Origin of the sequence: Streptomyces diacarni, from assembly GCF_003323715.1 — a bacterium.
GTDB classification, from domain to species: Bacteria; Actinomycetota; Actinomycetes; order Streptomycetales; family Streptomycetaceae; genus Streptomyces; species Streptomyces diacarni.
Map to the genome: position 1 here is coordinate 32,213 of NZ_QOIN01000046.1, position 12,830 is coordinate 45,042.

8 protein-coding genes are annotated in these 12,830 nt (G+C 69.5%); 7 read left to right on the forward strand and 1 reads right to left on the reverse strand.

The features are described from left to right. Window positions 1–84: 84 nt before the first annotated feature. Complete coding sequence (gene eccCa / locus DTL70_RS17135) at window positions 85–4,071, reverse strand: type VII secretion protein EccCa (protein ID WP_220183626.1); 3,987 nt, start codon at window positions 4,069–4,071, stop codon at window positions 85–87. Window positions 4,072–4,362: 291 nt separating this feature from the next. Between eccCa and eccD the strand changes: the two genes are divergently transcribed. The 7 genes from eccD to DTL70_RS17170 all read left to right on the forward strand — a co-directional run bounded on the left by eccD (window position 4,363) and on the right by DTL70_RS17170 (window position 12,826). Beyond that, window positions 4,363–5,763, forward strand: a complete 1,401-nt coding sequence (eccD, locus tag DTL70_RS17140) for a type VII secretion integral membrane protein EccD (RefSeq protein WP_114022832.1) — start codon at window positions 4,363–4,365, stop codon at window positions 5,761–5,763. 24 nt (window positions 5,764–5,787) lie between these two features. Further along, on the forward strand, window positions 5,788–7,257 hold the full coding sequence (gene eccB, locus DTL70_RS17145) for a type VII secretion protein EccB (protein ID WP_114022833.1): 1,470 nt from the start codon (window positions 5,788–5,790) through the stop codon (window positions 7,255–7,257). A 272-nt stretch (window positions 7,258–7,529) separates the two neighbouring features. Continuing rightward, window positions 7,530–7,880, forward strand: coding sequence for a hypothetical protein (locus DTL70_RS17150; protein WP_114022834.1), 351 nt, complete (start codon window positions 7,530–7,532; stop codon window positions 7,878–7,880). A gap of 84 nt (window positions 7,881–7,964) precedes the next feature. After that, complete coding sequence (locus tag DTL70_RS17155; RefSeq protein WP_114022835.1) at window positions 7,965–8,285, forward strand: WXG100 family type VII secretion target; 321 nt, start codon at window positions 7,965–7,967, stop codon at window positions 8,283–8,285. A 96-nt stretch (window positions 8,286–8,381) separates the two neighbouring features. After that, entirely contained in the window at window positions 8,382–8,894 is a 513-nt protein-coding gene (locus tag DTL70_RS17160; protein ID WP_114022836.1) for a type VII secretion system-associated protein, read from the forward strand. A gap of 102 nt (window positions 8,895–8,996) precedes the next feature. Next, window positions 8,997–12,236: an AAWKG family protein gene (locus DTL70_RS34795; RefSeq protein ID WP_114022837.1), complete on the forward strand. Its 3,240-nt coding sequence runs from the start codon at window positions 8,997–8,999 to the stop codon at window positions 12,234–12,236. Between the two features lie 134 nt (window positions 12,237–12,370). Beyond that, complete coding sequence (locus tag DTL70_RS17170) at window positions 12,371–12,826, forward strand: YbaB/EbfC family nucleoid-associated protein (RefSeq protein WP_181860960.1); 456 nt, start codon at window positions 12,371–12,373, stop codon at window positions 12,824–12,826. The last annotated feature ends 4 nt before the right edge of the window (window positions 12,827–12,830 follow it).

Here is a 12,830-nt window from a genome sequence, read left to right on the forward strand (position 1 = left end):
CGGCGGACGCGAAACGGCCGGTTCCGGCCCCCGTGAAGTCACCGGTGGGGGCGGAACAGCCCGGTACGGGCGCGTTCGGACCGGTTACGCGTCCGGCTCCTCCAACATCGCCGTCTGGACCTGTGTCGTCTTGCGGCGGGCGATCCGCACGGCGCGCCCCGGGTTCATGGCCCGGCCCTTGACGTTGCCCAGCAGGTAGCCTTCCGAGGGCGGGCAGGACAGCAGCAGGGCCGGGGTGTTGACCTCCAGCATCCGCCGCATGAGCATCTCGTTCAGACCGCGCCCGGCGCCCGAGGCGCCCCGGGTGACGATGATGTGCAAACCGACCTCCCAGCCCAGGGCCAGGTGGTTGAGCAGCGGGTCGAACGGCGCGTTGCCGATGCCGGTGCCCAGCATGTCGTAGTCGTCGACCAGGATGAACAGCCGCGGTCCCGTCCACCAGTCGGCCTGCTTCATCCGGCCCGGGGCGATGTCCGGGCCCGGCACCCGGGTCCGCACGGCGCGGGCGGCACCGTCGATGAGGTCCTTGAGCGCGTCGATCGACACCGCGTGGCCCAGCCGGTACTCCTCCGGTACCGCTTCCGCCAGGTCGCGGCGGTAGTCCACGAGCATGATCCGCGCCTCGGCGGGCGTGTACCGGTCCATGATGGACTTCGCCATCAGCCGCAGCAGGTTGGTCTTGCCGCTCTCGGTGTCGCCCACGACGACCATGTGCGGGCTCTCGCTGAAGTCGTGCCAGACGACCGACAGCCGCTCCTCCTCCAGGCCGATCGGCACCCGGAAGTCGCCTCCGGCAGGGGGCAGCTGCGCCGCGGGCAGCTTCGTGGGCAGCACCCGCACCTTGGGGGCCGCGGGGCCCGGCCAGCTCTCCTTGACCGCGGCCACCAGGCCCGCGATGCCGTCGGAGAGGTCGTCGGCGGACTCCGTGCCGTCGATGCGGGGGAGCGCGGCGAGGTAGTGCAGCTTGCCCTCCCGGGTGAGGCCCCGGCCCGGGTTGCGCGGCACGGTGGCGGCGCGGCGGGTGTCGATCTCGGAGTCCATCGGGTCACCCATCCGCAGCTCCACATGGGTGCCCGCCTGGTCGCGCACGGCGGCGGTGAGCTCCACCCAGCGGGCGGAGGTCACGATGAGGTGGATGCCGTAGTTGAGGCCGCGGGCCGCGATGGCGGCGAACGTCTGGATGTTGCGGTCGAAGTCCTGGCGGACGGTGGACCAGCCGTCGATGACGAGGAAGACGTCGCCCTGCGGCTGGTCCGCGAACTCGCCGGCGGCGCGGCGGCGGCGGTAGGTCGGCATGGAGTCGATGCCGTTGTCCAGGAAGAACCGTTCGCGGTCCGCCAGCAGATTGGTGACCTCGGCGATCACCCGGCCCACCCGCTCGGAGTCCAGCCGTGCCGCGACTCCGGCGGTGTGCGGCAGGTCGGCCAGCGAAGCCAGGGTGCCGCCGCCGAAGTCCAGGCAGTAGAACTGCACCTCGCGCGGGGTGTGGGTGAGGGCCAGCGCGGTGAGGATCGTGCGCACCACGGTGCTCTTGCCGCTCTGCGGGCCGCCCGCGATGGCCACATGGCCGCCGACGCCCGACAGATCGACGGTCAGCAGGTCGCGGAGCTGCTCGAAGGGCTTGTCCACGATACCGATGGGCACCGTCAGCCGTCCGCGCATCGGCCAGCCGACGGTGGTGAGGCCCAACTCGGGATCGGGGGTCAGCGGCGGCAGCACCTGGTCGAGGGTCGCGGGCACGCTCAGCGGCGGCAGCCACACCTGGTGTGCGGACGGACCTGCGCCCAGCAGCCGGTCCACGGCGACGGACAGCAGGGTGTCGCCGCTCTCCTCCTCGGGTTCGGCCTCCGGCTCCGGTTCGGGGTCGGGAAGGTCCGGGAGCTGGCGGGGCACCACGTAGCCCGCCGTCCACGGCACCGTCTGGCTCGCGACCCGGGCCTGGTTCACGCGGCTGCGCCGGTGCTGGTAGGGGCCGGAGACGTACGCGGCGCGGAAGCGGGTCAGCGCCTCCACGCCGGACTTCAAGAAGCCGCTGCCGGGCTGCGGCGGGAGCTGGTAGGCGTCCGGGACACCCAGCACACCGCGGCTCTCCATGGCGGAGAAGGTGCGCAGTCCGATGCGGTACGACAGGTGGCTCTCCAGCTGGTGCATCCGCCCCTCGTCCAGCCGCTGCGAGGCGAGCAGCAGGTGGACCCCGAGGCTGCGCCCGAGCCGTCCGATCATCACGAACAGCTCCATGAACTCGCGGTGTGCGGAGAGCAGTTCGCTGAACTCGTCGACGATGACGAACAGGCTGGGCAACGGCTCCAGCGGGACGCCCGAGGCGCGTGCCTTCTCGTATTCCAGCGCGGAGGTGTAGTTGCCGGCGGCGCGCAGCAGTTCCTGGCGCCTGATCAGCTCACCGTGCAGGGCGTCCTGCATGCGGCCGACCAGTGCGGCCTCACCGGCGAGGTTGGTGATCACCGCGGAGACGTGGGGCAGCTCGTCGAGACCGAGGAAGGTGGCGCCGCCCTTGAAGTCCACCAGCACGAAGTTGAGTGTTTCCGAGGAGTTCGACAGCGCGAGCGCCAGCACCAGGGTGCGCAGCAGTTCGCTCTTGCCGGAGCCGGTGGCCCCGATGAGCATGCCGTGCGGACCCGTGCCGCCCTGCGCGGACTCCTTGATGTCCAGTTCCACCGGAGTGCCGTCGGGGCCGACCGCGATCGGCACCTTGAGCCGGTTGGACCCGGTGCTCTGCTGCCACAGGCTCTGCGGGTCGTGCCGGTACAGGTCGGTGATGCCCAGCAGGGTGGACAGCTCGACGTCCGAGGAGAGCGGTTCCGCGGAGTCGCCGCCGCCCGTGCCCATCCGGTACGGGGCCAGCCGCTTGGCCAGCGCCGTCGCGCTGATCGTCCCCATGGGGTCGGGGCGGCCGAGTCGGGTGGTCTGCTCCTTGCGCTCGCGGTCGGTGCGGACCAGTGCGAAGGAGTCCTCGCTCACGTCGAACCGGAGGGTGACCCGTCCGGGGCGCCAGCTCAGCGCACCGGTGAGGTCCAGCACGACGGCGTTGCGGAAGCCCGCGCCGTCCAGCCGGTGACGGGCGGGTACGGAGCCCCCGTCGAGCACGATCACGGTGTACGGCTCGTCGCGTCCCGGCGGTGCGTCGGGGTCGAAGGACGGCCGCTCCAGGAACTCGGCGCCGAGCAGGTCCTCCAGTTCGTTGAAGGCCGAGACGAACATCCGGGCCGGCCCGGCGCCGTCGCTCTCCTGGGGGTGCAGGTTGTGCGGCAGCCACTTCACCCATTCCCAGTCGGCCCGCCGCTCGTCGGACACGCACAGCGCCACCCACACGTCGTCGGGGGCGTGGAAGGTCACGAGCTGCGCCACGATCGCGCGGGCCAGAGAGCGGATGCGGTCCTCGTCGCCGCGGAAGAGCACCCGCGCCCAGGCCCGCAGATAGATGGCTATGGGCTGCTCGGGCACGGTGGAGTAGGCCCGGATGAAGCTGCGCAGGGCGTGGGCCGACAGCGGTTCCAGGTCCTCGACCGGGGTGGTCGAGGTGGGCGTCAGCCGCAGGCCCAGCTTCTGTTCCCCGACGGCCACCCGTATCTCGCCGAAGTCGGTGTCCTGCGGACGGCGCTCCCACAGCCGCGTGGTGCCCGCGAGCTGCCATAGGGCGGAGGGCGGCGGGTGCCGCCAGGCCAGCGCCTTCTGCTGGTCGACGACCGCGGCCCGCACCTTGCGCCGGATCTGGGTCAGGTAGCGCAGGTAGTCGCGGCGCTCACCCTTGAGCCGCTGTTTGCGCTCGCTGGCCTTGCGCATCATCTGGCCCAGCATCATGGCCGCCGAGGACAGCACCATCAAGCCCATGGCCAGGTACATGTAGTGGCTGCCGCGGCCACCGCCCATACCCGGTCTCATCAGCATGAGCATCATGGACACCGACATCAGCGCCATGGGCAGGTAGGTCCAGATCGCGGAGCTGTCCGGCACGACCTCGGGCAGTGTCGGCGGCTCCTGCAGTTGCAGTTCGCCGTCCGGCATCTCGGGGCCGCGCCGACGCGCCGGGCGGCGGAACAGGACGACGCTCAACGCCGGTTCTCCTCACGGGGCGGGGCACAGTCGGTGGGGGGAACGCCCTCGGTCCGTGGGCGTTCCGGCGCGTCCGCGCTGACGATCAGGGTCCGCCCTGACGACCAGAGTGAACTCTGCATACTTGGTATACCAGTTCTCGGAGTCGGCCCGTGATGCGCACCCACCCTGATGTGGGGGTACTGCACACATCTATGATGACGTCTCGTCAGCGCCCCTCGCCCCGTGCGGGCACAACCAAGACCCGGGAAGCCCCCGCGCAGACCCCCGGAAGAAGCGTGAGCCAGCCCGATGACTGACAACCAGGTGGCAGGTCTGTGCCGCCTGACCATATGTGCGCCGGCCAAGTCCATCGACCTCGCGGTGCCCTCCGACGTGCCGGTGGTCGACCTGCTGCCCGCCGTCCTCGGCTACAGCGCCGACAACCTCGCGGAAAGCGGCATCGACCACGGCGGCTGGGTACTGCAGCGCCTCGGCGGGGAGCCGATGGACGAGGAGCGCACCCTCGACTCCTACGACCTGCGCGACGGCGAGACCCTCTACCTCCGGCCGCGCATCGATGCCCTCCCCGAGGTCCACCTCGACGACCTGGTGGACGGCATATCCACCACCATGCAGGACCGGCCGCACGGCTGGAGCCCGCGGGCCAGCGCCCGGCTGCTGATCGGCTTCGCCGTCACCGCGCTGCTGGCCGGAGCGGTCGTCCTCGCCCTGCCCGGCGGCTCCACCGGCCTGCGTGCCCTCGGTGCCGCCGCGGCCGGGCTGCTGCTGATCGCCGGGGCCGGTTCGGCCAGCCGCGCGGTGGGTGACGCCGGGGCGGGCGCGGCTCTCGGCATCATGGTGGGCCCGTACCTCGCTCTCGCCGGCTGGCTGTTGCCCGGCGGCGACATGGGGGGCCCGCACAGCCACGAGGTGCTGGGCGCCCGACTGCTCGCCGCCTGCGCCGCGGGCGCGGGCGGCGCGATCGTCGCCCTCGCCGCCGTGGCGTCCTTCGCGGCGCTCTTCCTCGGCCTCGCCGTGGTCATGGCCTTCGGGACCCTCGCCGGCGCCTTGATGGTCCTCACCGACTTGGGACCGTCCAACGTGGCCAGCATTCTCGCCCTGTTGGCCGTCCTCCTCGGGGCTTTCGTCCCCTCGCTGGCGTTCCGGATGTCCGGGATGCGCATGCCTCCGCTGCCGACCAACGCCGACCTGCTCCAGGAGGGCATCGAGCCGCACCCCACGTCCGTGGTCTCCGCGCGGGCGGTGCTCGCCGATGGCTGGATGAGCTCGCTGTACGGAGCGGTGGGTGCCGTGTGCGCGGTCTGCCTGGCGCTGCTCACCCACGACGGCGGGCTCGCCGAGGTCATCACGTCCGTCGTGCTCACGCTGCTGCTGTTGCTGCACGGCCGTGGGCTGGGGAACGTGTGGCAGCGACTCTCCCTCTTCGCCCCGGGGGCGGGCGGCCTGCTGATGCTGGTCCTCTTCCGGGCCGTGACCTACTCGCCGGACAGCCGGCTGCTGCTGGTCGCGAGCCTGCTGGCGGCCACCGCGGGCATCGCCATCGCCTCGTGGACCGTGCCTGGCCGGCGGCTCGTCCCGTACTGGGGCCGGGCCGCGGAGATCCTGCACTCGGCGACCGCGCTCGCCCTGCTGCCGCTGGCCCTGTGGGTGCTCGGGGTGTACGGCGCCCTGCGCGGCCTGAACGGCTGACGGCCCGAACCGGAGGAACGCACAGTGCAGTCCAAGCGCGACCAGGTCCAGGCGCACATGTTCGTCATGGGGCGGCTGACCTCGGGCATGCTGCGCGCCGACCCCGACGCCCCCGAGAGCCCCCAGGGCAGGACCAACCGCGGGGTGGTCATCAGCATCGTCATCGCCCTCCTGATCTGCGCGGGTTCCTTCGTCTTCGGACTGATCAAGCCGGGCACGAAGGACTCCTGGCGCGAGCAGAACACGCTGGTGGTCGACAAGGACACGGGCGGCCGCTACCTCTACCTCGGGGGGCGGCTGCGCCCGGTGCGCAACTACACCTCGGCGCGGCTGCTCCTGGGCGCGGACCTGAAGACCGCGTCCGTCGGCAGTAAATCGCTCGGCGGCACCGCGCACGGTGCGCCCGTGGGCATCGTCGGTGCCCCCGACAACGTGCCGGACAGCGGCTCCCTGTCCTCGGACCCGTGGCAGGTGTGCTCGGCCGAGGGCGACGGCGGGACCGCCACGGCGCTGGCCGTCGGCAAGGACATCGACGGCAAGGGCCTGGGCGGCTCGGAGGGGCTGCTGGTCACCGGGTCGGGCAAGGCCCAGTACCTGGTGTGGCAGGGCAGCAAGTTGCGCCTTGACGTGGACAGCGGGGCGCGGGAAGCCCTCGGTTACGGCTCGCGCCGCTCGCTGCGGGTGTCGGCGGCGCTGCTCAACTCGCTGCCCTCAGGGCCCGACCTCGTCGCCCCCGACATCCCGCGGCGCGGCAGCCCCGGCCCGTCCCTGGGCGGTGGGAAGACCCGGGTAGGCCAGGTCTTCCGGGCGTCCGCGCCCGGCGGCGAACCCCGCTACTACGTGTTGCGCAAGGAGGGGCTGACCCCGGTCAACGCCACCGTGGCCGCGCTGCTCCTCGGCAACCCGCAGACCAAGGAGAAGGCGTACGCGGGCGGTGGGGTCAACGCCGTCCCGCTGGGTGCCGACGCGGTGATCGGGCATCTGGCGCCGGGCGCCGAGGGCGGGGACACGCGCACGGACCTTCCCGAGAGCCCGCCGAAGGCGGTCGAGCCGGGCACGGACGAGGCTCCGTGCGTCGGTATCCGGTCGGGTGAGGACGGCACCCGGGTGAGTGTGTCCCTGGCGGACGTCGCAAGCATCGGCCGGGCCGCGCAGGCCGCCCCGGAGGCGTTGACTCCGGCCTGCGTGAAGGCCGACCGGATCGTGGTGCCGCCGGGCGGCGGGGCCCTGGTCCACGCCCTGAGCGCGGACGGCTCCAACGTCGGCAGCACGGTGTACCTGGTGACGGACAGCGGGGTGAAGTACCGGGTGCCGACGGCCGACGCGCTGAAGGCGCTGGGATACACCACGAGCCAGGCGCAGCGGCTTCCCTCGTCGCTGTTGTCGATGTTGCCGACCGGGCCGGATCTGACGCCCTCGGCGGCGAAGTCGGGCCGGTCCAAGGCGACAACTCCGCCGTGTGACACAGGCAACAAGAAAGCGGGAAACCCATGAGCACGGCAACGCGTCTTTCTCATCGGTATATCGACATTTGAGGAAAGCCTGAGGACGTGTCACGGCACGTCAAGTACCGCAAGACCAGGCAAAGATGGTGGTGCGGGCGCATAGTGGCATTTCTCGCCGAGGAACGTTGCTCACGCTTTGCGACCCTTCTACCATCCTTGTCAGGACCAACCAACTGGATGAGGATGCCTCCGCATCCGGTTACGCAACCGCGCCGGCGCCTCGGGCCTGGCGGGGAGATTTCCACCGGAAGGGGCCGGCCCATGACGGGTATGCAGCGGGCAGAGGAACAGGCGACACGCAACGGTATTCAGGCCCTTGAGATGGCCTTCTCGGGCGTCCAAAGCCGCCGTCAGGATGTCGAGAACACCAAGCACGGCATGATCTCGGCGCTCCAGGGCAGTGACGGTGGCGCCTTTCAGAAGCTGCTGGACTCCTGGGACGAGCACGCCGAGATCATCTCGAAGAACCTCCAGGACATGATCAACCAGCTCAACGAGACACTTCGCGGCCAGGGGCTGACCCAGGGTTCGTCGAACGACGCCATCAACCAGGCGTACTCCCAGTCGCAGTCGATCTTCGACGGCCTGATGGGCAGCACCGCCGGACAGTGACCGCCCGGGCCGGTACCGCTCCGGCCCGCCGCAGCCGCAACCGAAACGCCGTACCGACAGCCATTCAGGGAGACGAGGTCACTGATGCCGGACAACCTCACTGACGGATATATCTACGTCAGCTATGCCCACGTCGACAACGCCGTCGAGGACATGCGCCTTCAGACGCGCGAGATCGAGAAGATCATCAACAGCCTGAACGACGAACTCCAGGCGCTGAAGAACTCCTGGGAAGGCGACGACCGCCAGGTCTACGACGAGAAGCAGGCGGCGTGGAACCAGGCCGTCACCAATATGGCCAAGTGGCTCAATGACAACGCGGCCACGCTGAACAACATCCGCGACCTCTACACGCACAACGAGCGCCAGCAGACGCAGAGCTGGCAGGACGTCAAGATCGGCTGATCCGACGTTGCTCGGGCGGTCGTCCCACGACGAGCTTCACGTGGGGCGGCCGCCTGTTGTCGTCGCCCGGACCGTGACGGAGGAAGAGGCAGGGATATGGCCGAAGGCAATCAGCCCCCGACGCAGCTCAACAAGGAATGGCTCCAGAATTTCAAGGACCACGACATAGCGGCTTTCCGGGACGCACTCAAGGTGGTGTCCGGGGACAGCACGGGAGACCCGGTGATTCCCGGCATGTTGTCCCTGAAAGGCGACAACGGGGCTATCGACGGTCTTCCCTACGGTACCCCCGTCCCGCTCGCGATCGGGAACCTCGCGAAGGACGAGGACAGCAACGGGGACCGGGTGAACAGCGCCGTCGTGGAGATGGTGAACGCTCTTGAGGGGATTCTCACCAGCCACAAGGAGCTGTTCAAGGACATCGACTCCGCCTTGGAGGAGACCATCGAGACCCTGTTGAAGACACAGGGGGAGAGCCTGGATTCCATCGAGGGCCAGAAACTCTTCGAGATCTTCGAGGACGAGGACGTCGAGACCGACCTCACGACCACGCCGAGCGAGGACGACAGCGGCGGGGGCGGCGACGACGAGGACGACGAAGACGAGTAGACCTCCGCCGCGCCCACGCCGCCACACGGGCGGCGTCTGCCTGCCGATCCACGTCGCCGCCCCTTCCCGCCCGCTGATCCCGCCCGTTGATGGAGTCCCGCCATGGCCGATGACAACAAGGACGACGACACTTCGCCCGCGGACTACTGGTTGCAGGCCGTCGAGCTCTTCACGGGGTACAAGGCGGATGCCAGGAGCACCCTCTTCGACGAACTCGTCGGCAACGACGGCATCAAGCAGATGCGGGTCGAGATATCCAAGCAGAAGAGCGTCGAGTCCATCGACGCCTCCGACTTCAACTGGATGTCGGAGAACGCGGGCTGGGACATCCAGAACACCGACTTCGTCATTCCCTTCTACACGTCGGGCGGGGGCTCGGGCGCCACCTACTACAAGGCGCGCATCACCCTGATCGGTTCCACGGGTCACATGCCGTCGGGTGGCGAGCACGTGGGAGGTGAGATCCAGAGCGCTTACGGCCAGGAGCTGGACGACGGTCACTTCAAACCGACCGACGACGGAGTGGTCTGGAACAACTTCAAACTGACCAAGTACTCCTACGGTACGGGTCGGGCGCTGCAAGCCCTGTTGGAGAACAACGACGGGAGCATCGGTTTCGCCTGGGGCGGCGAGGATCCCATCGGCCCCGACAAGGGCGTCCGGCTGAAGTCGTTCGACATGGTGGGGGACGCCTTCGACCGGGTGGCCAAGTTCATGTGGGACAGCAAGGTCACCATGGACGAGTGGCAGAACCGCGTGGGCAGCGAGCAGAACGACGCGTGGCTGGGGCAGGCGGCCGGCGTCTTCTGGGACCTCATCCATGAGCTCCGGCGGCGCTACGACAACTACGTCGAGGACATGGGGGCCGAGAACGGCGGTGTGTCGAAGCCCGGCACCGAGCTCCGGGCGGCGGGCGAGGCTCTCCGAACACAGGCCAAGAACCTCTACGACAAGTGGGACTACTGGAACGTCTACGAGGGCAACCCGCTGCGGTGGCTCGTCGACCTCCTGTCGGAGATCGCCTCGAAAACCTGGGACAACAACCTGACCCAGCTCGACGCCGACTACGTGCCTGGCTACGGCCCCTACGCCGTCGGCCACTGGGACTACACCCCGAAGGGCGGCTTCACCTCCGAGGCCACGGACGCGAACGGCAGGACGTACGGCGACCTGTCGGAGTACTCCACCTGGAAGGCGGTGAGTGAAGAAGCGGTCAAACGGTGGAACGACTCCGTCGAGGAAAAGCTGGTCGGCCCCGCCGAGCTCGCGCTGCGCAACCTGTCCAACGCGTGGGGTGCCTCGCAATTCAACCTCGGCTCCATCAGCACCAAGGGGGACTCGGGGATCGAGGAGTCCTTCAAGGAGGACCAGGCCGCCAAGGAGAAGAAGGACGCCGAGGACAAGGCCGCCGCGGACAAGGCGGCGGCGGACGCCAAGTACGAGAAGGACAAGAAGGAGGCCGAGGCCAAGGCGGCCGCGGACAAGGCGGCGGCGGACGCCAAGTACGAGAAGGACAAGAAGGAGGCCGAGGCCAAGGCCGCCAAGGAGAAGGCGGAGGCCGAGGCCAAGTACGAGAAGGAGAAGAAGGAGGCCGAGGCCAAGGCGGCCAAGGAGAAGGCGGAGGCCGAGGCCGAGCGGGAGGAGCAGAAGGCCGAGGCCGAGGCGTACCGCGAGGAGCAGGAGGCCAAGGCCGAGAAGGAGAAGAAGGAGGCCGAGGCCGAGCAGGCGCAGCAGGAGGCCAAACAGGAGCAGATCCGCAAGGAGCAGGAGGCCAAACAAGAGCAGATCCGCGCCGAGCAGGAGGCCAAGCAGGAGGAGGCTCAGCACAAGCAGGAGGAGGCGCAGAAAGAGGCCCGGGCCTTCCAGATCCAGCAGGCCAATCAGCAGAAGGCCGAGCGGGACAGGCGGGAGAAGGAACAGGAGAAGAAGCAGGCGGAGGCGGAGGCCAAGCAGGAGCAGATCCGCGCCGAGCAGGAGGCCAAGCAGGAGGAGGCTCAGAAGAAGCAGGAGCAGATCCGCGCCGAGCAGGAGCGCGAGCAGGACGAGGCGGAGAAGAAGCAGGAGGAGATCCGCCGGCAGCAGGAGGCCAAGCAGGAGCAGAAGGAGAAGGAGGCCGAGGCCGAACGGGCGGAGCAGGAGGCCAAGCAGGAGGAGTACCGCAAGGAGCAGGAGGCCAAGCAGGAAGAGGTCCGCGCCGAGCAGAAGGCGGAACGGGAGGAGGCGGAGAAGAAGCAGGAGCAGATCCGCGCCGAGCAGGAGGCCAAGCAGGAGGAGATCCGCGCCGAGCAGGAGGCCAAGCAGGAGGAGGCTCAGCAGAAGCAGGACGAGTACCGGCAACAGCAGCAGCAGCTCAGTCACCAGCTCAACGGCGGCGATCTGGGGCAGCGGCACCTCAGCCCCGACATCTCCGGGCCGGTCAACGGCAACGACTCGCTGACCAACCCCGACGGCAGCGTCTCCCATCTTGACTCCCAGGACCGGGTCGTCACGGAGTTCCCGGACGGCAGCAAGTCCGTCGTGGACCCGGACACCCAGATGTCCACGGTCACCAGGCCGGACGGCAGTTCGTACTCCGGCCCGCTCAACGCGGGCGACTCGCTGACCAACCCCGACGGCAGCACCACCCACCTGGACCAGCAGGGCCAGGTCGTCACCGAATACCCCGACGGCAGCGTCTCGCGGGTGGACCCGGACACCGGCGCCACCTCGATCACCAACTCTGACGGCACGACGACCACGGGCTACCTCAACGGCCCCGACAGCGCCTCCCCGGGCTCCCACCAGCTGAACGGCGGCGGCCACCAGGGCTCCCTGGGCACCCCCTCCTACGACTACGGCGACCCCTCCTACGAGGAGGAGCTGTACGACGACTCGCCCTACAAGGAGCCGTCGCTGGCCGGCGCGTCCGGCGGCGGATCGGGCGACGCGGCGGACGCGGGGCGCGGCACGCCGCTGAACAGCGGCCCGATGCCGGGCGGAGGCGCGGGCGGCATGCCGATGGGTGGTATGCCGATGGGCGGCATGGGTGGTATGGGCGGTATGGGGGGCGGCAAGGGGAACGACGGGCCCTCGGAGCGCGTGCGCAACGTCATCGACACGGGCGACGTGGTCAGCAACCGCCGCCCCGGCGCACCGGGGCGCGGCAAGGGCGGGTACGAGGAACGGCAGACCGTCAGCACGAGTGGCGCCAACCCGTACCTGCCGGCGATGGGGGGCGGCCGGGGGGCACCGGGACAGACGGAGACCGAGAGCGGCGACCGTGACCGCGAGGTCTGGGAGCCGGAGGACGACGATGTCTGGGGCACCGACGAGGGCGGGTCACCGGCGGTGATCGGCCGCTAGGTCCAGGCGCCCTCGGCGAAGCGTCTCCGCGCCGGGTGGTGCTGTCCGTTGGCGTCGCAGAACCGGCCGGGAATGGCTTTTTCGTTCCGTTGTACGACAGAATGATCGTTCCATATCTTCGAACAGGAGTTGCGTTGTCCGAGCCACTGCAGGAGCGCATCGCCCACGCCATGGCCGAGTTGGAGGCCACGCAGGCCGCCGTCTCGCGAGCGCAGGCGGACCTCAGCCAGGCTGCCGCGACGGTGCGCTCCAAGGACCGCGTGGTGGAGGCCACCGTCGGCTCGCAGGGCGAGTTGACGGGCCTGAAGTTCCTCGACAACAAGCACCAGAGCATGACGGGACCGCAGTTGGCCGCCTCGGTCATGGAGGCCGTCCAGCAAGGCAGGTCGCAGATGGCGCACCGGGTGATGGAGACCTTCGCGCCCTTCACCCAGCCAGGACCCGAGGGTTCGGTCCGCCGGGGACTGGACATCGACTGGAACAGTATCTTCGGATCGGCGCTGAGCGGCGAGGGCCGAACCGGCTCCGGCCGGTCGGGCCGGAACCGGTTGCGTGACGAGATCGCCGAGGACGACGAGAGCGCGGGTTGAGCAC